This is a genomic window from Rathayibacter sp. VKM Ac-2835, from assembly GCF_013266705.1.
GTDB lineage: Bacteria > Actinomycetota > Actinomycetes > Actinomycetales > Microbacteriaceae > Rathayibacter.
This window is the reverse complement of the sequence record NZ_JABSNQ010000002.1, coordinates 326,301-347,047: the sequence shown is the minus strand read 5'-3', so window position 1 is coordinate 347,047 and position 20,747 is coordinate 326,301. Positions and strand designations below refer to the sequence as shown.

Here is a 20,747-nt window from a genome sequence, read left to right as displayed (position 1 = left end):
GTGGGTGGGGCGATCAGCCGCCGATGGCCTGCTTGGCCGTGTCGAGGGCCGTCGTCCACGCCTTGTCGGAGGTGACGTTGCCCGCCTCCAGCTCGACGAGGGTGTTCAGCAGGGCGCCGTTGATCGGCGTCGTGTCGGGACCGTTGTAGAAGGAGGGGAACTGCTCGACCGAGGTGGCCATGACCTCGCCGATCTTCGAGTCGCCGAAGAACGGGTCGGTGTAGTTGCGGACCTCGTCGCTCGCGACCGCCTCGGTGGCGGCGGGCAGGGTGCCCGAGGCCGCGAAGTGGTCGGTCTGGCCCTCGGCGGACATCATCGTCTCGATGTACTGCCAGGCGGCCTCGGGGTGCTCGGCGCGGGCCGGGATGGCGATGACGCTGCCGCCCCAGTTTCCGCCGACGCCGGGGACGCTCGTGACGCGCCAGTTGCCCGCGGTGTCGGGGGCGTCGGTCTTGATGCCCGCGAGAATCCACGACGGCGCGATGGTCACGGCGAAGGCGCCGTTGGCGCGGCCGGGAGCCCAGCCCGAGGACCAGGCGGCGATGCCGGCGCTGATGCCGGCGTCCTTGGTGTCCACGGCGACCTGGAACGCGTCCTTCACCTGCGGGTTGGTGTCGTAGACGAGCTCGCCGTCGGGCGAGTAGTACTTCTCCGAGACCTGGTTGACGGTCGAGAAGAAGACGCTGGTCTCGATGTTGTCGACGAACGGCTTGCCGGTCGCCTCGGTGTACTTCTCGCCCATGGCGATGAAGGACGGCCAGTCCTTCCACATCTCGGCGACCTCGGCCGGGTCGGTCGGCAGACCGGCGGCCTCGAAGAGGTCGGCGCGGTAGGCGAAGCCCAGTCCGCCGACGTCGGTGGGGACGCCCACGACGGAGCCGTCGTCGGCCGTCGCCGCGGAGGCGGCCCACGGGAGGTACGCGGAGGCCACGTCGTCGCCGCCGAGGGTGCGGAGGTCGAGGAAGTTCGAGCTGTTGGCGACGAACTGGGGCAGGTCGTCGTTCTGGATCATGACCAGGTCGGGCACCTTGCCGCCGGCGAGCGCCGCGGTGAGGGCGGTGGCCGTCTCAGTGGTGCTGCCGACCTCCGAGAGCTTGATCTTCGCGTCCGGCATCTTCGCCAGGTACTCGTCGACGCTGTCCTTGGCGTTGATGCCGGTGAAGGACCAGAAGGTCGCTTCGGCGTTCGGGTCGTCGGACGCGCCGCCGCCGCTTCCGGATGAGCATCCGGTGAGGGCGAGGGCCACGGCGGCGGCTGCTGCGGCGACGGCCGTCAGTCTTCTGTTCACGATTGTTCCTCTTCGTCGGGGATTCGCGGTGGGTGATCTCGCAGGTGGAGACCCAGGGGGCAGAGAACGATCTCTTGGACGCCAAGGTAGCCCGCGTTCGACCCGGGTGCAAGCGCGATCTTCGAGTCGTTACCGCAGCGTGAGATATCGATCTCCCCTAGTATTCAGAAGAACTTTCGCAAATCGGACCGCTTCGGCCCAGGGGGAGGCGTCCCCGTGGGACTCTGGAGATCGAGCATCCGGCGCCCCGGTCCGCTCCCCTCCTCGTTCAGAAGGATGCAGCCATGACCCGACCCACGCTCGTGGACGTCGCCCTGGCCGCGGGCGTGTCCCGCGCCACCGCCGCCCGGGTTCTCGCGGGCGGCACGAACGTCGACGTCCGCATGTCGGCGGCCGTCGAGCACGCCGCGAAGCAGCTCGGCTACGAGGCGAACAGCGCCGCGCGGATGCTCCGCGGCGGCCGCTCAGGGGCGATCGCGCTGATCGTCGCCTTCAACGAGCTCGACAGCCTCACCGGCACGTTCTTCACCTCGGTGCTCAAGGGCGCGGCGAAGGGGCTCTACGCCGCCGAGGTGCAGCCGGTGCTGCTGCCCGCGGACCACGACGACGGCGACCGCATCCCCAAGTTCCTCCGCTCGCGCGCGGTCGACGGAGCGATCGTGATCCTGCAGCACGAGATCACGCACCTCGCGCAGGCGCTCGCCGACTCCCCCGTGCCGATCGCCTGGGTCGGCCGGCCGCGGGTCGCCCTGGCCGAGGACGCGATCGTGATCGACTCCGACAACTACGGCGGTGGCCGGCTGGCCGCCCGCGCGCTCGCCGACTCCGGGCGGCGGCGGCTCGGGATCATCGCCGGCCCGCACGACATGGAGCCCGCCCGCGACCGCATCCGCGGCTGGCGCGACGAGCTGACGGAACTGGGCCTGGACCACAGCCCGATCGTGCACGGCGAGTTCACCCTCGAAAGCGGCTCCGCCGCGATGGCGCGACTGCTGCAGCGCCACCCGGACCTCGACGGCGTCTTCGCCTCCTCCGACCTGATGGCCAACGGCGCGATCCGGGTGCTGCAGGCCTCCGGTCGGCGGGTGCCCGCCGACATCTCGGTCGTGGGCTTCGACGACGTGGTCATCGCGACCACCTCGGATCCGACGCTGACTACGATCCGCCAGCCGCTCGAGGACATGGGGCGCGTCGCCGCCGAGACCGTGGTGGCCGTGGTGGCGGGCCGCGAGGTCGACCGGCAGCCGATCCTCGCGACGACGCTCGTGCAGCGGGAGTCGGCGTGAGTGTCGTGCCGGTACCGCACCGGCTGATCGTCAGCACCGACGCCGCGAACGAGGCCGACGACCAGTTCGCGATCGTGCAGGCGCTGCTGAGCGCGACGCTCGACGTGCGGGCGCTCGTCGCCGCGCACTTCGGCCGGCCCGGGAGCCTGCGGGAGTCGCGCGCGGAGATCGATCGCGTGGTCGCCCTCGCCGGGGCCGACGTGCGGGTCGTGGACGGGGCGTCAGCGGCGCTGGTCGCCGGCGGTTCCGCGGAGTCCGTGGCGTCCGAGGGCTCGCGCGTGATCGTCGAGGAGGCGCTGCACGGCGAGGGCCGGCTCTGGATCGCCGTGCTCGGCCCGCTCACCGACGTCGCCGCGGCGCTGCTGACGGAGCCGTCGATCGCCGAGCGCGACGTCGTCGTGGTCTGGGTGGGCGGCCCGCCCTACGAGGGCATCGCCGCGTACCACCCGGAGTTCAACCTGATCAACGACGTCGCGGCCGCGAACGCCGTGCTCGCCTCCGGAGTCGCCGTCTGGCAGATCCCGATGCCCGTCTACACGATGGTCGGCGTCGGTCACGCCGAGCTGCGCACGCGGCTGGGCGGCACGAGCCCCCTCGGCGACTACCTCGTCGACCAGCTGATCGCCTTCAACGCGACGATCCCCTACGGCCCGCTCGACTTCCGCTCCCTCGGTGACAGCCCCGCGATCGGCGCCGTGATGAACCCCGCCGGCGGCCGCTGGCGCGCCGTCCCCGCCCCGCGCTTCACCACCGCCGGCGACCTGCAGCCCGGCATCGGCCCGCACACCGTCCGCGTCTGCGAGGCCTTCGACACCCGCTGGCTCCTCGAGGACCTCTTCGCGAAGCTCCTCGAGTTCGGCCGCGCCGCCCGCTGACGGCCCGCCCTGGGCCGACTCCGGCGCACAACATCAGCTGAGAGCACCCGGCCTCCCCTGTCAGAGGAGGGACCCCCGTCTCAGCTGACGTTGCGCGCGACCTCGGCGGCAGAGCATCAGCCGGATCGGGCGCAGACGGGGTCACGGTCAGGCGCGGGCGGCCTTGACGTAGGCGACGAGGGCGTTCGCGTGCCCGTGGCCGAGACCGTGCTCGGTCTTCAGCCAGGAGACGGCCTGCATGTGCGTCTCGGAGTCGAGCCGCTCGTCCACCAGGTCGAGCCACTCCTGGACCGGGCGGCCGTACGTGGTCTCGATGCTCGGGAAGTACGACGCGGGTCCCTTCGGCTTCGAGCCGTCGGCGGGAGGCTCCGGTGCGAGGACGCGCGAGGGGGTCATGCCGGTCACTGTAGCGGCGTCGGTGCGCCGGATCTACGTGGAAGAGATATCCGCAGACATGCTGGTCGAGTAGCCCCGCAGGGGCGTATCGAGACCCACCCACCCCAAGGACGTCGGCCTCTTCACTGCACTGCGCCGGGGCCGAAGGCGCCCCCTCCGCTCGATACGCGGCCGCTCGCTCGCACTTCCCGTCGACGCGACGCGGCGCGCCTCCTCTCCCTCCGGTTCGCGTCACACCCTTGCCGACCCGAGCGATGGGAAGGACGCTGGCGACCATACACAGAAGGTCATGCCGGTGATACCTCATCGGCGGTCGGTCCTTCTGAGAGCAGGAACGAGGAACGAGATGAAGAGGACGATCGTCGCCATCACCGGGACGGCCGCACTGATCGGCGCGCTGCTGCTGGCGCCGGGGGCGGCTCACGCCGAGAACCGGTCCACGCCGGAGGACCTGACCGCACAGCAGAAGGAGGCGATCGCGATCTGGGAGGCACCGCAGAAGACGGCGGGGTCATCCCCGAAACGAACAGCCGCCTCGTCACCGGTGCCGGGCGCGATGAGCGACGGGCAGATCTGGAAGTCCCGAACGAACCTCTATCGCGGCAGCATCCTGATGTGGACGAACGAGAGAGTCGATTTCGAGTCGACCTCCTCCTCCGTCCTCTGGAGCTCCGGCTTCCAGGAGTCCGGCGCCGTCTTCCCGAACAACGTGACGCAGAACGGCACGTCTCGCATCCTGAGCAGCCGCGCGAAGCACACCTGGCGCGGCGGCTACACAGTTGGCGCCGGTGTCCCGACGCCGTGGGGCAACGCGAACGTCTACAACGCCAGCGCGACTGCGACCACCGACGTGCGCGCCGGTAACAGCTGGTCAGCCTCCTGGTGATGACGGAGCGCGAGGGACTGCACGTCGAGGGGCTCGCGACGAGGGGCGGCGGTCGCGCGGTCCTGAGGGGTATCGATCTGCATCTGGAGCCGGGCGACTTCCTTCTGCTGCTCGGGGCGAACGGCGCGGGCAAGACCACGCTGCTCCGCTGCCTCCTGGGGCTCACGCGGCACTCCGGGTCCGTCCGGGTCGACGTCGGTGGAGCGGCGGCGAGCCACGCCCACTTCGCACCCGTCCTCGACCGGACGAGCCTGCATCCCGGCTGGACCGTGCGGGCGAACGTGGACTACCAGCTGAACGACTCGAAGGGGCATCGACGCTCTCTCGTTCAGGAGCTGGTCCCGTCCGCGGTCCTCCGCTCGGCAGCAGGACGGCTGTCCACCGGCCAGCGCAAGACGGTCATGCTCGCCATCGCTCTCGCCGGCGATTCCCCCGTCCTGCTGCTCGACGAGTTTGCGAACGGCCTCGATGTCGCCGGCCGGCAGGAGCTGCGGACCGGTCTGCAGCAGGCCTGCGGAGACGGGCGCATCGTGCTCGCCACCGGCCACGACGTCTCCGCGTTCGAGGGCCTCCCCTCGCATGTCGCCGAACTCGTCGACGGCGTTCTCGTCGATGTCACTGCTGCGCACCAGGGCCTGCGTCGAGTCGAGGAGCGGTGAGCTCCCTGTGCGGCGAGGTGCGGAGGGAGCTGCGCGGGGCGGTCGCCTCACGGCTGCTTCTCGTCCTCCTGCTCGCCGGCGCCGCCTTCGCGGTCTGGAGCGCGGTGACGGACGTCGGCAACGCCCGGTCGACGGCAGCGCTCTTCGAGCGGACCGCCGCGGAGTACCGCTCGGCCGGGCACTCCGTCGAGGAGGCGCTGGCCGAGCCCGTGAGCGTGACCACTCACGGGGACGGGCGGACGGAGATCGACAACCCGCTGCGCTACGACTTCGAGGCGGCGACGGCGGCCTCGGCGGCGCTGACACCGCTCGGTGCGGTCGAGACCGGGCTGAGCCTCGCGGTGTTCCTGGTGACCCCGCTCCTCGGGTACGCGACGGGGCTCTTCGCGGCGACCACGGACCTCCGCGGCGGGTCGATCGTCGTGCGGTGGCCGCAGGTCCGTCGGGTGCGCATTTTCGTCGCGGCGAAAGCAGTGCTCCTCGCCGCGGCCGTCATGACCTTCGGCGCGGCGCTCGTCGTCACGGCGGCCGTCGCCGGTCTCGTCACCGCGCGGCTGAGGCCGTTCCCCGTCGACGGCGGGTCCGCGCCTCCGTCCGCCGATCCCGCGGCGATCGGCGCGCTGGCGGCCGTCCTCGTGCTGATCGGCGTCGCCTTCGCGGCGCTGGGCTTCCTCGTCGCGACGCTGACGCGGGAGCGCGCTTTCTCGCTCACCGTCTTCGCCCTGACCTACTACCTGCTGCCGATCCTGGGGCCGGGCGACCCGCGGAACCTCGTGCCGAGTGTCGCGGCGCCGTGGCTCGCCTTCCACGGCGGGTTCCAGCCGCGGGCCGTCGGCGACCTCGGCGTGCCGGTGAGCGCACTCGCCCTCGGCGGCGGGGCGCTCCTGCTCCTGGGCGCGAGCGCGGCCGTCTGGTCGCTGCGCGACAAGACGCCGCGGGACGTCTGAGCGGCTCCGGCGCTGTCGTCCGCGGAACCGCCCGGCCGCGGCCACCGGGTCTCGATACGCGCCTCCGCCGCTCCTCGACCAGCATGAGGGGGCGGCTCCGCCGCTCCTCGACCGGCGGTGAGGGGGCGCGCCGCAGCGCGGCCGCGGCCGTCAGAGCCAGCCGCCGTCGACGACCCAGTTCTGTGCGGTGCACATCGCGGAGTCGTCGGCCGCGAGCCAGAGGACCAGGCGGGCGACGTCCTCCGGGACGAGGCGGCCGGGGAGGCACTGGCTGCGGTCGATCTGCTGCTCCGCCTCGGGCGTGACGACCTGCTGCAGCTGGCGCTCGGTCATGATCCAGCCGGGGATGACGCAGTTCACACGGATGCCGCCGGCGCCGAGCTCGCGGGCCAGGGCGCGGGTCATGCCCTCGATCGCGGCCTTCGCGGTGATGTAGCCGACCAGCTCGACGAGGTCGATGTGCGCGCTGATCGAGCCGAGGTTGATGATCGAGCCGGCGCCCGCGCGCAGCATCCCGCGCGAGACGAGCCGTGCCGCGAAGAACTGGTGCCGGAGGTTCACCGCCATGCGGTCGTCCCAGTAGGCCGGATCGAGGTCCTCGACCGTGTGTCGCGCGTCGTTCGCCGCGTTGTTGACGAGCACGTGGGCCGGGCCGAGCTCGGCGGTGAGCCCCTCGATCGCGGCCGCGAGCGCCGCCACGTCGCGCACGTCGCAGGCGGCGAAGCGGACGGCTCCGCCCAGCTCGCGGGCGAGCGCCGCACCCTGCTCGGCGTCGATGTCGAGGAAGCCGACCCGCGAGCCCTGCGCCGCGAACTGCCGCACGAACTCCGCGCCGAGCCCGGAGGCCCCGCCCGTCACGATCACGGTCCGCCCGTCGAGGCTCGGGTACCGGGCGAACGCGCTCACCGCGCGCCCTCCCGCGCAGGCACGACGATCGAGCGCCCGACACTGCCGTGCTCCAGCGCCGCGAACGCCGCGCCGATCTCGTCGAGGGCGAACCGCTCCCCCACCAGCTCGTCGAGCGGCAGCGCGCCGCTGCGGTACAGCTCGAAGATCCGCGGCAGATCCAGCTGCGGGATCGACGACCCGTAGAGCGAGCCGACCACGCGCTTCTGCTTCTGCACCAGGTCGTTCACGGGGATGTCGAAGCGCTGACCGACCCGGCCGAGGCCCACGGCGACGGCCGTCCCACCCGGCTGCAGCATCGCCACCGCCGACGCCAGCGTCTCCGGCCGACCCACCGCCTCCACCACCCAGGGCACTCCGCCGGGGACGAGGGCGAGCAGCTGCTCGACCGCGTCGCCGCCGCCGGAGGAGGAGGAGGAGGACCCGTCGATCACGTGCGTCGCGCCGAGCCGCCTCGCCAGCGCGAGCCGGTCCGCGTCCACGTCGACCGCGACGACGGTCGTCGCGCCGGCCGCCCGCGCGCCCATCACCGCGGAGAGGCCGACGCCGCCGGCGCCGATCACCACGACCGCGTCGCCGAGGCACGCGCCGATCACGTTCAGCACTGCGCCGACCCCGGTGATGACCGCGCACCCGGCGATCGCCGCGATCTCGGCCGGCACGTCGTCGGGGACGCGGACCACGCTGCGCTCGGGCACGACCACCCGCTCCGCGAAGCAGGACACCCCGAGCAGGTGGTGCACGGTCTCGCCTCCGGCGCTGAGCCGGCTCGTGCCGTCGAGCAGGCCGCCGGACGCCGCCTGCACCGGTCCGTACTCGCACATGATCGGCCGGCCGGCGACGCACTGCGCGCACCGGCCGCAGTTCGGCCGCCAGAGCAGCGCGACCCGGTCGCCGACGGCGAAGCCCTCGCGCAGGTCCGGCCCGAGGGCGACGACGCGGCCGGCGCCCTCGTGCCCGGGCACCACCGGCAGCGGGCAGCGCAGATCACCGTGCAGGTAGTGCAGATCGGAGTGGCAGACGCCCGCCGCGTCGATCTCGACGAGCAGCTCGCCCCGGCCGGGGTCGGCGAGGTCGACGTCCTCGACGGCCAGCGGCGCGCCGAACTCCCGCAGCACCGCAGCGCGCATCCGCGTGCTCATCGCGGTCCTCCTGTCGTGCCGGTCATCGTGGTCCCTTCGTCGTGCTCCCGGGAGCTCCGCCCCGCCCCGCTCAATGCGACTCCCGCAGCACACCGGGCCCGGTCGCGCCGGTCAGGAAGTCCAGGTCCGCGCCGCGCTCGGCCTGCTCGACGTGGTCGATGTAGAGCCGCTCCCAGCCGCGGACCGGCGCCGCGTAGGCGGCCGTGGTCGCGGCGGACGGCCGGCGGGCCGCCAGGTCCTCGTCGGACACCAGTAGCGTCAGCGTCCGCGACGCGACGTCGAGCTCGATCGGGTCGCCGTCCTGCACCAGCCCGAGAGCACCGCCGACCGCCGACTCCGGGGTCACGTGCAGCACGATCGTGCCGTAGGCCGTGCCGCTCATCCGCCCGTCGCAGATCCGGACCATGTCGCGCACGCCCGCGTCGAGCAGGCGCTTCGGCAGCGGCATGTTGGCGACCTCGGGCATCCCGGGGTAGCCGCGCGGACCGCAGCCGCGCAGCACCAGGACCGAGTCCGCGGTGACGTCGAGCTCGGGCGAGTCGATCCGGGCGTGCATGTCCTCGACCGAGTCGAAGACGACCGCCGGCCCGCGGTGGTGCAGCAGCGCCGCCGTCGCCGCGGCCGGCTTGATGATCGCGCCGGTCGGCGCGAGGTTGCCGCGGAGCACGGCGATGCCGGCCGCCGGCAGCAGCGGCGCCTCGACCGTGCGGATCACGTCGCGGTCCCAGACCTCGTGCCCCGGCAGCTCGTCGACGAAGGGCGTGCCGAGCACCGTCACCGCCGTCGGATCCAGCAGCGGCCGGACCTCGTTCATCACGGCGAGGAACCCGCCCGCGCGGAACAGGTCCTCCATCAGGTGGGCGCCGGCCGGCTGCAGATTCACCAGCAGCGGGACGTCGGCGCCGATGCGGTCGAAGTCGTCGAGGTCGAGCTCGACGCCGAGCCGGCCCGCGATCGCGAGCAGGTGCACCACGGCGTTGGTCGATCCGCCGATCGCGGCGAGCGCCACGATCGCGTTGTGGAACGCGGCCTTCGTCATCACGTCCGCCGGTGCGAGCTCCTCCTCCACCATCGCGACGACGCGGTTGCCCGTCGCGTGCGCGAACTGCAGCAGCCGGCTGTCCGAGGCGGGGACGCCCGCGACGCCGGGCAGCGTCATGCCGAGCGCCTCCGCGACGCAGGCCATCGAGGACGCCGTGCCCATGGTGTTGCAGTGCCCGCGGCTGCGGATCATCGAGGACTCGGACTGGACGAAGTAGTCGCTGTCGAGCGCGCCCGCCCGCACCTCCTCGCTCAGGCGCCAGACGTCGGTGCCGCAGCCGAGCGTGCTGCCGCGGAAGGTCCCGTTGAGCATCGGCCCGCCGGGGACGACGATCGCCGGGATCCCCACGCTGGCGGCGGCCATCAGCAGCGCCGGGATGGTCTTGTCGCAGCCGCCGAGCAGCACCAGGCCGTCGATCGGATTGGCGCGGAACAGCTCCTCCGCGGCCATCGCGACCATGTTGCGCCAGAGCATCGCGGTGGTCCGGACGGTCGTCTCGCCGAGCGAGATGACAGGCAGGTTGTAGGGGATCCCGCCCGCCTCGTACACGCCGTTCTTGACGCTCTGGGCGACCTCGTCGAGGTGCGAGTTGCACGGCGAGAGGTCGGAGGCGGTGTTCGCGATCGCGATCTGCGGCCGGCCGTCGAAGGCGTGGTCGGGCGTGCCGCGGCGCATCCACGCCCGGTGCAGGTAGGTGTTGCGGTCGTCGCCGCCGTACCACTGGGCGCTGCGGACGGCGCGGCCGGTCCGGATCACCGGGCCCATGCCGGTGGGCCGCCCCGGGTTCTCGTCGTTCATCGGGGGACCGATCTGCCGTCGCGGCGGTGAGGGAGGCGGGCGAGGCCCGCATCGGTGAGGTCGGCCGGGAGCGCGGCGGCCGGAGCCCCCTGGTAGGCGATCGGCCGGAGGAAGCGCCGGATCGCGGTCGCTCCGACCGAGGTGTGCTGCGAGGTCGTGGCGGGCCACGGTCCGCCGTGGTGCTGCCCCCAGGTGACGCTGACGCCGGTCGGCCAGCCGTCGAAGACGACGCGGCCGGAGCGCTCGGCGAGGACGGCGACGAGCGCGCCGATGTCCTCGCCCGGCGCGCTGTGCACGGTGGCTGTCAGCGATCCGTCCAGGTGGGTGAGCGCGGCGAGCACCTCCTCCGGCGAGCGGTACTCGATCAGCAGCGTCAGCGGGCCGAAGCACTCCTCGAGCAGGACGTCGCTGTGCCGGACGACGTCGTCGATGGTCGTCACGAGGACGACCGGTGCGGTGCCGTCGACCTGCGCGCCGCGGGCGAGGACACGGACCCCGTCCGCCGACGCCAGCCGGCCGGCGGACGCGGAGAAGGACTCCGCGATCCTCTCCGTGAGCAGGACCGTCCCCGGCAGGCTCTCGACCCGCTCCGCCACCGCCTGGCGGAACGCGGGTCTCGAGACGCGCTGCGCGCTACTCGACCAGCATGGAGGCGTGCCGCCGCCCGCCCCTGCTGATCGAGCAGCCCGCTCCGCGGGCGTATCGAGATCCGCCGCCGCCGGCACGAAGACCACGCCGGGCTTGGTGCAGAACTGCCCGCCGCCGAGGGTGAAGGAGGCGACCAGCTCGGCCGCGAGCTCCGCCGCGCGCTCCTCGGCCGCCCCGGGCGTGATCACCACGGGGTTCACGCTGCCGAGCTCGCCGAAGAACGGGATCGGCTCCGCGCGCTCGGACATCGCGTCCATCAGCGCGGTGGCCCCCGGCAGCGAGCCGGTGAACGCCACGGCGCGCACCTCGGGCGCCCTGACGAGCACGAGCCCCGCCGCGCGCCCCTCCACGAGGTCGAAGACGCCGCGCGGGGCGCCGGCCTCCTCGAGCGCCCGGTCGACCACGGCGGCGGTCCGCCGCGACAGCTCCGGATGCCCGGGGTGGGCCTTCACGAGCACCGGACAGCCCGCCGCCAGCGCCGACGCGGTGTCGCCGCCGGCCACCGAGAACGCGAACGGGAAGTTCGAGGCGGAGAAGACCGCGACCGGCCCGAGCGGGCGGAGGAAGCGGCGGATCTCCTGCGAGCCGTCGCCGCCGATCGTGCCGGCGACGTCGATCGAGGCCTCGAGGTAGGAGCCCTCCTCGAGCACGTCCGCGAACAGCCGCAGCTGGCCCGTCGTGCGCGCCACCTCGCCCCGCAGCCGCTCGACGCCGAGGTGCGTCTCGCCCTCGGCCACCTCGACCAGCTCGTCGCGCGCCTCGTCGAGCCGCGCCGCGATCCGGGTGAGCCAGCCCGCGCGCTCCTGCCGCGAGGAGGCGAGCACCGCCGGAGCCGCGGCCGCGGCCGCCGCGACGCGCAGCTCGGCGAGCCGGGTGCCGGCCACGGCCTGCACGCGCTCCTCGTCCGCCTCGATGCTCATCGCGGCACCACGACCGTGATCGGGCCGCTCCCGGCCGACACCTCGACCTCGACCGACGTGCCGCCGGCGGTGACCCGGTAGCGCCCGGCGAAGCCCCGGAGCGGCACGCACCCCTCGGCTCCCGTCGTCGCGGTCGTCTCCGCGTGCCACCACTCGCGGCGGATCAGGTCCTGCAGCGCGTCGTAGCCGGGCTTCCGGCTGCCGTCCCGGCGGAGCAGCCCGGAGGGCGCCCCGAGCCAGGCGCCGTCGTCGGTCAGCCCCCAGTAGGTCAGCGACTCGACCGCCGGATGCGCGAGGACGCTCCGGTAGTGCCGGACGAGCTCGTCCGCCTGCCGCGCCTCGCCCTCCTCGGTGCTCGGCCAGGAGTCGACCACGTAGTCGTTCAGGTCGTCGATCTCCGGCGGCATCAGGTCGCCGGAGAGGAGGGTCGTCTCCGTCATCTGCAGCGGCAGGCCGAAGCGGGAGAAGCGCTCGAGCACCTCCGCGATCCGGTCCTCACCGCGATAGCCCTGGTGCATGTGGGTCTGCAGGCCGATGGCGTCGATCGCGATCCCCGCCTCGAGGCACTCCTCGATCACGTGCTCGTACTCGCTCGACAGATCGAAGTCGTTGAGGACGAACCGCCCGCCCGAGCCGACCGAGCGGGCCTCCTCGAACGCCAGCCGGATCATGCCGACCCGGCCGAGGCGCTGCGCCAGCCGGGTGATCGCGTTCGGCTCCGCCGTGAAGCGCGGCAGGATGACCGTCTCGTTGATCGCGTCCCACACGTCGACGACACCGGCGAAGTCGGCGACCTCGCGGCGGACCCGCGCGCGCAGCACCTCCTCCACCTCGGCGTCCTCGAGCGGCATCAGCCACTCGGGCGCGAGCGTGTGCCAGACGAGGGGGTGACCCTTCACCCGGACGCCGCGCTCGGCGAACCACTCGGCCGTCCGGCGCAGCCGCTGCGTCTCGGGACGGCCTCGCTCGGGCTCGAAGGCCCGCCAGTAGAAGGGCAGGGTCACCGTGTCGAAGACGCCGAGCCAGGCGTCCGCGAGCTGCTGCGGATCCGAGTCGACCTTGCCGCCGAAGAACTCCGAGGCGTCGCCGCCCGTCGAGAGCGGCGGACCGCCCAGCCAGTCGAGGAAGTCGAAGCCGATGCTGCCGAAGCCGAAGGCGTGCCGCAGCTGCTCGGTGGTCACGTCCACGCCGGCGACCGGCCGGCCCTGCTCGTCGACGACCCGGACGTCGGTCGTGAGGGTGCGCGCGCCGAGGTCAGCCACGCTCGCCCCGCGCACCGGGGTACCAGTCGTCCAGCGTGTTCTCGGTGATCGCGATGAACACGTCGTCCGGGCGGACGCCCTCGGCCTCCAGCCGGCGGGCGACCGCCTCGAACATCGCGGCCTTGGTCTCCTTGTCGTACATGCGGACCATGAGGACGCGCACGTAGACCACGTCCCTCCGGTCGCCGCCGAGATAGTGCGGGTCGGCGACGAGGTGGCTCGCGGGCAGGGGGTGGATGACCTGGAAGCGGTCCTCCGCATCCATGCCCAGGCCCTCGACGAGGCCCGCGTTGACGGCCTCCGCGTAGGCGAACCGGGTCTCCTCGGGGACGGTGTCGGCGATCTCTATGGTGACGAGAGGCATCAGGCCCACGCTTCCTTGCTCACGCGCACATCGGCGCTGGTTCGTACGGACTCCTCGATCGCGAGACCGAGGAGATGGTCCTGGCAGGCTTCCGCCAGCGGGTAGGGCTCGGGGCCGGCGTCGCGGGCCCACCGCCCGGTCGCCTCGAGGAGGTCGGCGACCGCGAGGTCGTCCTCGGACAGCCGGGTCCCGACCCACTCGTTGCGCCAGACGATCCGGCCCTCGAAGGAGGCGGTGACCACCTCGTTGCCCTCGAGGTTCATGTCGATGCCGGTGCGCCGGTAGGAGATCGGCGACACGATCACGCCCTCGTCCGTGAGGTGGGTGACCGTGTCGTCGGCGATCTCGCCGAGCGAGCCGCGGATCACGATCCGCCGGCTGAGCAGCGGGTTCCACCACTGGTTGTCGACGAAGTCGTAGAGGCCCATCCTGCCGTCGCCGAAGTCGAGCGTGCCGATCGTCGTCGTCCGCGGCTCGGGCGACGGATCCTCGCGCCAGCCGTCGAAGGTCAGCGGGTCGGCCTGGGGCGCGGTGAAGGCGCGGGCGCTCACGACGGCCTCGGCCATGCCCGCGCCGAGGAAGCCGCGGATCAGGCTGGTCGCGTGGTACAGGTGCGTGGAGGCGATGTGCACGGCAGTGGCCTCGCCGATCGCGCCGCTCCGGACGACCGCCTGGCGTGCCGCGTGCCCGGGCATCAGCATGTACTGCTCCGCCACCTGCACCCGGGCCGAGGCGCCGAGGGCGCTCCACAGCTCGCGCAGCCCGTCGGCCGTCGGCGCGGGCGGGGTCTCGGCGAGCACGGGGACGCCGAGCTCGGCGAGCCGGATCGTCACGCCCGGCATCGACGGCCAGGAGACGGCGGCGATCACGAAGTCGGGCCGGTGGGCGAGGGCCTCCTCCAGCGTCCGGACGACGGGCGCGTCCCAGCGCGCGGTCATCCGGTCCTCGGCGGCGGCGGAGTTCGCCACGATCGCCACCGCGCGCAGCCGCTCAGGGGCCGTGCGGGCCAGGCGGAGGTAGAACTCGGAGCGCCAGCCGGTCCCCACCACCGCGAACGTCGTCGGCTCAGTCATGTCGGACCTTCTCTCTGTGTGTACGGGTCGTGCCTCGGTCGTGCCGTCGTGCTGCTGGGGGGCCGCGTCGTCGTCGCTCACGCCTGCGTCATCCCGCCGTCGACGACCAGCTCGGCGCCGGCGATGAAGCTCGACTCCGCGGTCGCGAGGAAGAGGACCGCCGAGGCGACCTCCTCGGGCCGGCCGATGCGGCCGACCGGGATCTGCGCGGCGACCGCCTGCTCGATCGCGGCCGAGCCTCCGGTGAACTTGTCGAAGCCGGCGGTGGCGATCGGGCCGGGGCTCACCGCGTTGGCGCGGATCCGCCGATCGGCGAGCTCGGCCGTCAGGGTCCGCGCCAGCGAGCGCACGGCCGCCTTGGTCGCGTTGTAGACGGAGTGCCCCGGCCCGCCGTTGTGCCCGGCGATCGAGGAGACGAGGACGATGCGCCCGCCGTCCGCCATCGCCGGGACGATGCTCCGGGCGGTCAGGAAAGTGCCGCGGAAGTTGAGGTCGCTCACGTGGTCGAACATCTCGGGCGTGGTGTCGACGATCGGCGTCGCCTCGACGTCGCGCCCGGCGTTGAGGACCAGGACGTCGACGGCGCGGCCGTCCTCGCCGACGGCCCGCGTCAGCTCCGCGAGGTGCTCGAGCGTCGAGCCGTCGCCGACCACGGTGCGCACGGCGCCGCCGCCCTCCGCGCGCAGGGCCGCCGCGCGCTCCTCGCTCGTGCCGGTCGCGATCACGTCGGCACCCTCCGCGACCAGGCGGAGCACGATCGCCCGCCCGATCCCGGCGGTCCCGGCGGTGACGACGGCGAGCGCTCCGTCCAGCCGGGCGCTCACTTGAGCGCTCCGGCGGCCAGGCCGCGCTCGAAGGAGCGCTGCAGCAGGAGGTACGCGACGATCACCGGGACCGCCGTGATCACCGAGGCGGCCAGGACTCCCGTCTGGTCGTTGGTGTACTGGCTGGTGAAGAACGAGGGCAGCAGGGTCACCACCTGCTTGTCCGGGTCGTTCAGCATCAGCAGCGGCAGCAGGAACGCGTTCCAGCTGTTGATCAGCGTGAGCACCACGATCGCGCCGGCGATCGGCCGGGTCAGCGGCAGGACGATGTACCAGAAGACCTTGACGATGCTCGCGCCGTCGACGCGGCCGGCGTCCATCAGCTCGGTCGGGATGCCGGCGAAGAAGCTCCGGGCCAGCAGGACCGTGAACGGCACCTGCAGCGCGGCCAGCGGCAGGATCACCGCGATCAGCTGGTTGTAGACGTCGAGGGTCGAGGCGGTGACGAACAGCGGCGTGAGCAGCACCGCCTCCGGCATGGTGAGCGCCGCGATCAGCAGCCAGAACCACACCTCCTTGCCGCGGATCCGCAGCTTGGCGAAGCCGAACGCCGCCAGCATCGTGCAGACGTAGACGATCGCGACGGTCGAGACCGCGACGATGATCGTGTTCCGGAAGTAGGTGGGCACGACGCCGGTCGCGAAGACCTTGCCGTAGTTGCCCCAGCCGGCGCCGGCCAGCGAGCCCTGCACCATCGCGACGAGCGCGAACAGGTAGGGGATGACGATGACGGTCGCGAGCAGCTGCACGCCGAGGCGCGAGCGGAGCGATCGGAGTTCGAACACGGCGGCCTCAGCTCTCGTCGGCGCGGCGCCGCAGGTTGGTCAGGACGCCGCCGCCGACCGCGAGGACGAGGAGGGCGATCGAGATCGCGGCCGCGTAGCCGAAGTGCTTCTCCGCGACCATGGTCTGGTAGATGTACGTGCCGAGGAACTCGGTCGCGTGGTTCGGTCCGCCCTTGGTCACCAGGTACGGCACGTCGAAGGTCTTCAGCGCCCCGATGATGCCCAGCGTGGCGAGGGCGATCGTCGTGCCCCGGCAGATCGGCCAGACGATCGAGACGAGCGAGCGGAGGTTGCTCGCCCCGTCGATCCGGGCGGCCTCGAGGATCTCCGGCTCGATCTGCGCCATCGCGGCGTAGAAGAGGATGAAGGTGAGCCCGGTCCACTGCCAGACGGTGACGGCCATCACGACCGGCATCGCCGTGGCCGGGTCGGCCAGCCACGGGTGGGCGAGACCGCCCAGACCGACGCCGCGCAGCACCTGGTTGAACTGGCCGTCGACGTCGAAGATCGAGCGGAAGACGGGCGCCATCGACGCCGGGGCGAGGACGGTCGGCACGAAGATCAGCACCTTGTAGAGCGGCGCGAGCCGGATCCGCGAGTGCATGATCGCCGCGAAGGTGAAGCCGATCGCCGTCTGCACGGCGAAGGTGACGACGAAGAAGATCGCCGTGTGCCCGATCGCGCCCCAGAAGACGCGGTCCTGCACCATCTGCACGTAGTTGTCCGCGCCCACCGACTCCGAGGGGCTCAGGATGAACCCGTTCCAGTCGAGCGTCGAGACGTAGCCCGTGTAGCCGATGGCGAAGTAGATCATCCCCAGCACGAGGACGATCGCCGGGAGGATCCAGATCATCCCGGGGCCGAGCAGCATCCGCTTCCGCGGACGCCCCCCGGAGGGCTCGACGCCTCGAGCGGCGCGGTCGGGTGCTCCCGCTCCGGATCTCGCGATGGCCGTGGTCATGTCGGCTCCCTTGCCTGATGCCCGTCGCGGGCGGTCGGTCGGACCGCCCGCGACAGGGGTCGGTCCTACTTCTGGTCGTCGACGACGGACTGCAGACCCTGGAGGGCCTGGTCGATGTCCGTGTCCCCGGAGGCGACGCCGATCAGCGCGTCGCGGAAGGCGGTGTTGAGGTCGGCGCTGACCGTCGCGAAGCGCGGGTCGGTCGCCTTGCTCGCCGTCGCCGTGTAGTCCTTGAGGGCGTCCAGCTGCGCGTCCGGCGCGACGAGGTCGATGCTGTCCCAGTCGGGCTGCACCCCCGCCAGCGACGGGATGTCGTTGAGCGTGTTCGCGACAGCGGTCTGCCCGGCCTCGGAGGTGGTCAGCCAGACGGCGAACGTCGTGGCCGCGGCCTGCGCGTCGGACTTGGTGCTCACCGCGAGCCCGTAGTCCGCGTCTCCGAACATCTCGCCGACGTTCCCGGTGCCCGCGACGTCCGGGAACTGGATCGGCACCATGGTGAAGGGCTCCGGGTTCGAGACTCCGGCCGCCTCCATCGCGGTGACCATCGCGTCGCGGACGGTGTACTGGGTGTACCAGCTGCCCATCATCACCATCGCGTACTTCTCGGACATGAAGGCGTTGTTCGCGTCCGGGTACTGCTGCAGGCCGATCGCGCCCTCCTGCATGATCCCGTCGTCGAAGAGGTCCTTCCAGATCTGCATGCCCTGCTCGAAGGCGGGATCCGTGTAGTCCATCTCGCCGGCGGCGGCCTTCGCGTAGGCGCCGGGCTCGATGTTCTGCATGATCGCCTCGAAGGTGTCCATGTCGAACGCCCACTGGCCGGCGCCCTGCACGAAGCAGCCCTTGCCGGCGGCCTCGAGAGTCCGGCAGACCTGGACCCACTCGTCGTAGGTGGTGGGCGCGGTCACGCCGACCTCGTCGAGCATGTCCTGGTTGACCCAGATGCTGCCGGAGTAGACGGCGCCGGCGGAGAGGCCGACGACCTTGTCGTCGACGGCGAGGCCCTCGACACCCGAGGCGGCCAGCTTGTCCTGCCAGTCCGCGCCCAGCTCCTCCTCGACGGCGGGGCCGAGGTCGATGGCGCCGGCCTGGAAGGTCTCGACGCCGCCGTTGGCCGAGCCCGGCGCGACGTTGAACACGTCCGGGCCGTCGGCCGAGGTGATGGCCGGCCCGAGGACCGAGTCGTAGCTGTCGATCGGCTTCGAGACGAACTCGACCTCGATGTCCGGGTACTCCTCGTTGAACGAGGCGATCAGCTTGTCGGCCAGCGGCTTGTCCGGGGTCCAGCCCCACCAGGTGATCGAGCCCTCGGTGGCGGAGCCGGGATCGCTCGACGCTCCTCCCCCGCCGCCGCTGCAGGCGGTGAGCGAGACCGCCAGGACCCCGGCCGCGACGAGCGCGGCCCTCCTCGGCCAACCGAACGTCTTCTTCGACATCGCGCTACTCCTTCGCTCCGCGTCGTCGCGGAGTGTCTGTGGATCGAGGGTGCGACGCCGCCTCCTCGGGCGACTCGCAAAACTTGCTTGCAACTTACTGCGCAAGTTGCGCACGAGTTGCAGTGTAAAGTGACGGAGTCGGGAAGGTCAAGACCGGAAGAGCTCAGCAGGAAAGGGGTGCCGCATGACGGAATCGGGCGCAACTCTCGCGCAAATCGCCGAAGCGGCCGGAGTCTCCATCCCCACGGTGTCCCGCGTCCTCAACGGCAAGCCCGGCATCTCGGCCCCCAAGCGGCACGAGATCGAGCGCCTGATCGAGGACCACGGCTATGCGCGACGCAAGGCCAAGCGATCCGCGACGCTGATCGACTTCGTCGTCTCGAGCCTCGAGACGCAGTGGGCGACGGAGCTGTTGCGCGGCGCCCAGGCGGAGGCCTCGCGCGCGGGCGTCGACCTGGTGCTCAACGTCACCCACGACGGCGGGACCGGCGTGCCCGACTGGATCGACCGCATCGCCTCCCGCGGCTCGGACGGCATCGTCCTCGTGGTGTCCGACCTCACGGCCGAGGCGCGTGCGCGGCTCGCGACGCTCAAGGTCCCGGTCGTCGCCATCGACCCGCAGGGCAGCGACACGGAGTCGTTCGCGACCGTGTCCGCGACCGACTGGGTCGGCGGGCGGGAGGCGACCGAGCACCTGCTCGCGCTCGGCCACCGGCGGATCGGCTTCGTCACCGGCCCGATGGAGCTCGAGTGCCACCAGGACCGCCTCGACGGCTACACCAGCGCCCTCGGCCGCGCCGGCGTCGAGCCGCTGAAGGAGCTCGTCAGGAACGGCGACTCGCTGATCAGCGGCGGCGTGCGCTTCGGCGGCGAGCTGCTCGACCTGCCCGAGCGCCCCACGGCGATCATCAGCGGCTCCGACGAGCAGGCCTACGGCGTCTACCTCGCGGCCCGCGACCGCGGCCTCCGCGTCCCCGAGGACCTCTCCGTCGTCGGCTTCGACGACGTCGACCTCTGCCGCTGGGTCAGCCCGCAGCTGACCACCGTCCGCCAGCCCCTCGCCAGCATGGCGTCCGAGGCGACCCGCCTCCTGCTCAAGCTCGCGGCCGGCGACCCCGTCGACACCCCCACTGTCCGCCTCGCCTCCACCCTCATCGTCCGCGAGTCCACGGCCGCCCCGGCCGCCTGACGCCCGCCCCGCGCCTACCGCGGAGCGCCCACTGGGCGCGCCCCCTCTTCTGTCGAGGAGCGCCCACCGGGCGCGCCCCTTTTTCATGCTGATCGAGTAGCCCGCTCGCGGGCGTATCGAGATCCACCCCCTGCAGACCCCGGGTCTCGATACGCCGCTCCGCGCCTACTCGACCAGCATGAACGCGCCGCACCCGCACTACTGCCGACTGAGGAGCGCCCACTGGGCGCGCCCCCTTCTCCTGCTGATCGAGCAGCCCGCTCCGCGGGTCCTCCATGCTGATCGAGTAGCCCGCCCGCGGGCGAACCATGCGGATCGAGTAGCCCGCTCCGCGGGCGTATCGAGATCCACCCCCTGCAGACCCCGGGTCTCGATACGCCGCTCCGCGGCTACTCGACCAGCATGCACACCTGCCCCGCCCTGGGCACCGGCTGCTGCGGCTCATCCCGCCCAGGGCACGACCACGTCGATGATCCAGGTGACCCCGAAGCGGTCGGTCAGCTTGCCGTAGAGCGGCGAGAACACGGACGGCCCGAACGGGACGTGGACGACCGCGCCCTCCGACTCCGCGAGGGCGGTGCCGAGGCGCTCGATCTCCGCGCTCTCGGTGCCCCGCAGCGAGACGTAGAAGGCGTTCTCGCCGGCCGCGTACGGGAGCGAGTCCTGCACGTCGTACGCCATGACGTGGAACCCGTTCGGCGCCGCCACCTGCCCCCAGGCGATCTGCTCGGACTGGGCGGCGCTCTGCCCCGCCTCGACGTTCCCGTAGGGAGCGAGGACGAGGTCGCCCCCGAAGACCGAGTGGTAGAACTCGAGCGCCTCCCTCGCGCTGCCGCGGAAGTTGAGGTGCAGGGTGCTGGTGATGCTCACGACGGGTCTCCTCCAGAGATGCGAGTCGCTCCGAACCGCTCGGAGCACCTGCAGTCCACCGCCCGTACCGGTCGGGGAGCGTCCGGATTCGCCGACGCGATACCCGATCCCAGAGCGGCGACCCATCGCGCGCCCGGCGGCGCCCATTAGGGAAGTTAGAGCGTTTTAGGAGATCTGGATAAAACGCTCT

At 72.2% G+C, this 20,747-nt stretch carries 20 protein-coding genes; 6 read left to right on the top strand and 14 right to left on the bottom strand.

Translation table 11 applies throughout. From position 1 onward, the window contains the following. Positions 1-13: 13 nt before the first annotated feature. Entirely contained in the window at positions 14-1,288 is a 1,275-nt protein-coding gene (locus HRK28_RS09520) for an extracellular solute-binding protein (protein ID WP_160090939.1), read from the bottom strand. 284 nt (positions 1,289-1,572) lie between these two features. Between HRK28_RS09520 and HRK28_RS09515 the strand changes: the two genes are divergently transcribed. Beyond that, positions 1,573-2,574: a LacI family DNA-binding transcriptional regulator gene (locus tag HRK28_RS09515; protein ID WP_160090940.1), complete on the top strand. Its 1,002-nt coding sequence runs from the start codon at positions 1,573-1,575 to the stop codon at positions 2,572-2,574. Continuing rightward, the gene (locus HRK28_RS09510) at positions 2,571-3,449 is read left to right on the top strand and encodes a nucleoside hydrolase (RefSeq protein ID WP_217274637.1); all 879 of its coding nucleotides are present in this window, start codon (positions 2,571-2,573) and stop codon (positions 3,447-3,449) included. The genes HRK28_RS09515 and HRK28_RS09510 overlap by 4 nt, the downstream gene beginning before the upstream one ends. A gap of 147 nt (positions 3,450-3,596) precedes the next feature. On the opposite strand, the gene HRK28_RS09505 is transcribed toward HRK28_RS09510, so the two are convergent. Beyond that, positions 3,597-3,845 (bottom strand): DUF4287 domain-containing protein, encoded by a 249-nt coding sequence (locus HRK28_RS09505; protein ID WP_173251247.1) that lies wholly within the window; start codon positions 3,843-3,845, stop codon positions 3,597-3,599. 346 nt (positions 3,846-4,191) lie between these two features. Here HRK28_RS09505 and HRK28_RS09500 point away from each other — a divergent pair, with 346 nt between their 5' ends. Genes HRK28_RS09500 through HRK28_RS09490 form a run of 3 tightly spaced genes read left to right on the top strand, consistent with a single transcriptional unit; the run spans position 4,192 to position 6,337 of the window. Next, on the top strand, positions 4,192-4,731 hold the full coding sequence (locus HRK28_RS09500) for a hypothetical protein (RefSeq protein WP_173251246.1): 540 nt from the start codon (positions 4,192-4,194) through the stop codon (positions 4,729-4,731). After that, positions 4,731-5,390, top strand: coding sequence for an ATP-binding cassette domain-containing protein (locus HRK28_RS09495; RefSeq protein WP_173251245.1), 660 nt, complete (start codon positions 4,731-4,733; stop codon positions 5,388-5,390). The genes HRK28_RS09500 and HRK28_RS09495 overlap by 1 nt, the downstream gene beginning before the upstream one ends. Further along, positions 5,387-6,337, top strand: a complete 951-nt coding sequence (locus HRK28_RS09490; protein WP_173251244.1) for a hypothetical protein — start codon at positions 5,387-5,389, stop codon at positions 6,335-6,337. The genes HRK28_RS09495 and HRK28_RS09490 overlap by 4 nt, the downstream gene beginning before the upstream one ends. A 150-nt stretch (positions 6,338-6,487) precedes the next feature. Here HRK28_RS09490 and HRK28_RS09485 read toward each other — a convergent pair whose 3' ends face one another. The 11 genes from HRK28_RS09485 to HRK28_RS09435 form a co-directional block, all read right to left on the bottom strand. Next, positions 6,488-7,243, bottom strand: coding sequence for an SDR family NAD(P)-dependent oxidoreductase (locus HRK28_RS09485; protein ID WP_173251243.1), 756 nt, complete (start codon positions 7,241-7,243; stop codon positions 6,488-6,490). Then, on the bottom strand, positions 7,240-8,385 hold the full coding sequence (locus HRK28_RS09480; RefSeq protein ID WP_217274636.1) for a zinc-binding dehydrogenase: 1,146 nt from the start codon (positions 8,383-8,385) through the stop codon (positions 7,240-7,242). The genes HRK28_RS09485 and HRK28_RS09480 overlap by 4 nt, the downstream gene beginning before the upstream one ends. A 70-nt stretch (positions 8,386-8,455) precedes the next feature. Then, a complete protein-coding gene (locus tag HRK28_RS09475) occupies positions 8,456-10,225 on the bottom strand; it encodes an IlvD/Edd family dehydratase (protein WP_173251242.1) in 1,770 nt (589 codons plus the stop codon). Further along, entirely contained in the window at positions 10,222-11,793 is a 1,572-nt protein-coding gene (locus tag HRK28_RS09470; protein WP_173251241.1) for an aldehyde dehydrogenase (NADP(+)), read from the bottom strand. Before HRK28_RS09470 ends, HRK28_RS09475 begins: the two co-directional genes overlap by 4 nt. Continuing rightward, positions 11,790-13,055: an endo-1,4-beta-xylanase gene (locus HRK28_RS09465; protein WP_173251240.1), complete on the bottom strand. Its 1,266-nt coding sequence runs from the start codon at positions 13,053-13,055 to the stop codon at positions 11,790-11,792. Before HRK28_RS09465 ends, HRK28_RS09470 begins: the two co-directional genes overlap by 4 nt. Continuing rightward, positions 13,048-13,419, bottom strand: coding sequence for a tautomerase family protein (locus HRK28_RS09460; RefSeq protein WP_160090970.1), 372 nt, complete (start codon positions 13,417-13,419; stop codon positions 13,048-13,050). The genes HRK28_RS09465 and HRK28_RS09460 overlap by 8 nt, the downstream gene beginning before the upstream one ends. Next, on the bottom strand, positions 13,419-14,492 hold the full coding sequence (locus HRK28_RS09455; RefSeq protein ID WP_173251239.1) for a Gfo/Idh/MocA family protein: 1,074 nt from the start codon (positions 14,490-14,492) through the stop codon (positions 13,419-13,421). The genes HRK28_RS09460 and HRK28_RS09455 overlap by 1 nt, the downstream gene beginning before the upstream one ends. A 77-nt stretch (positions 14,493-14,569) precedes the next feature. After that, complete coding sequence (locus HRK28_RS09450) at positions 14,570-15,316, bottom strand: SDR family oxidoreductase (RefSeq protein WP_173251238.1); 747 nt, start codon at positions 15,314-15,316, stop codon at positions 14,570-14,572. After that, positions 15,313-16,101 carry a carbohydrate ABC transporter permease gene (locus tag HRK28_RS09445; protein ID WP_160090973.1) on the bottom strand — a complete coding sequence of 263 codons (789 nt, stop codon included), beginning with the start codon at positions 16,099-16,101 and terminating at the stop codon, positions 15,313-15,315. The genes HRK28_RS09450 and HRK28_RS09445 overlap by 4 nt, the downstream gene beginning before the upstream one ends. A 7-nt stretch (positions 16,102-16,108) precedes the next feature. Continuing rightward, positions 16,109-17,062, bottom strand: a complete 954-nt coding sequence (locus HRK28_RS09440; RefSeq protein WP_208543698.1) for a carbohydrate ABC transporter permease — start codon at positions 17,060-17,062, stop codon at positions 16,109-16,111. 65 nt (positions 17,063-17,127) lie between these two features. Continuing rightward, positions 17,128-18,498: an ABC transporter substrate-binding protein gene (locus HRK28_RS09435; protein ID WP_160090974.1), complete on the bottom strand. Its 1,371-nt coding sequence runs from the start codon at positions 18,496-18,498 to the stop codon at positions 17,128-17,130. Positions 18,499-18,682: 184 nt separating this feature from the next. On the opposite strand from HRK28_RS09435, the gene HRK28_RS09430 reads away from it, so the two are divergent. Continuing rightward, the gene (locus HRK28_RS09430) at positions 18,683-19,687 is read left to right on the top strand and encodes a LacI family DNA-binding transcriptional regulator (protein ID WP_173251237.1); all 1,005 of its coding nucleotides are present in this window, start codon (positions 18,683-18,685) and stop codon (positions 19,685-19,687) included. 441 nt (positions 19,688-20,128) lie between these two features. On the opposite strand, the gene HRK28_RS09425 is transcribed toward HRK28_RS09430, so the two are convergent. After that, positions 20,129-20,557, bottom strand: a complete 429-nt coding sequence (locus HRK28_RS09425) for a VOC family protein (protein ID WP_173251236.1) — start codon at positions 20,555-20,557, stop codon at positions 20,129-20,131. Between the last annotated feature and the right edge of the window lie 190 nt (positions 20,558-20,747).

Excerpts from the sequence above, each read along its gene's own strand:
- HRK28_RS09470 (WP_173251241.1), bottom strand. The coding sequence starts at position 11,793 with ATGAGCATCGAGGCGGACGAGGAGCGCGTGCAGGCCGTGGCCGGCACC.
- HRK28_RS09475 (WP_173251242.1), bottom strand. The coding sequence starts at position 10,225 with ATGAACGACGAGAACCCGGGGCGGCCCACCGGCATGGGCCCGGTGATC.
- HRK28_RS09455 (WP_173251239.1), bottom strand. The coding sequence starts at position 14,492 with ATGACTGAGCCGACGACGTTCGCGGTGGTGGGGACCGGCTGGCGCTCC.
- HRK28_RS09435 (WP_160090974.1), bottom strand. The coding sequence starts at position 18,498 with ATGTCGAAGAAGACGTTCGGTTGGCCGAGGAGGGCCGCGCTCGTCGCG.
- HRK28_RS09500 (WP_173251246.1), top strand. The coding sequence starts at position 4,192 with ATGAAGAGGACGATCGTCGCCATCACCGGGACGGCCGCACTGATCGGC.
- HRK28_RS09495 (WP_173251245.1), top strand. The coding sequence starts at position 4,731 with ATGACGGAGCGCGAGGGACTGCACGTCGAGGGGCTCGCGACGAGGGGC.
- HRK28_RS09440 (WP_208543698.1), bottom strand. The coding sequence starts at position 17,062 with ATGACCACGGCCATCGCGAGATCCGGAGCGGGAGCACCCGACCGCGCC.
- HRK28_RS09460 (WP_160090970.1), bottom strand. The coding sequence starts at position 13,419 with ATGCCTCTCGTCACCATAGAGATCGCCGACACCGTCCCCGAGGAGACC.
- HRK28_RS09515 (WP_160090940.1), top strand. The coding sequence starts at position 1,573 with ATGACCCGACCCACGCTCGTGGACGTCGCCCTGGCCGCGGGCGTGTCC.
- HRK28_RS09430 (WP_173251237.1), top strand. The coding sequence starts at position 18,683 with ATGACGGAATCGGGCGCAACTCTCGCGCAAATCGCCGAAGCGGCCGGA.
- HRK28_RS09480 (WP_217274636.1), bottom strand. The coding sequence starts at position 8,385 with ATGAGCACGCGGATGCGCGCTGCGGTGCTGCGGGAGTTCGGCGCGCCG.
- HRK28_RS09505 (WP_173251247.1), bottom strand. The coding sequence starts at position 3,845 with ATGACCCCCTCGCGCGTCCTCGCACCGGAGCCTCCCGCCGACGGCTCG.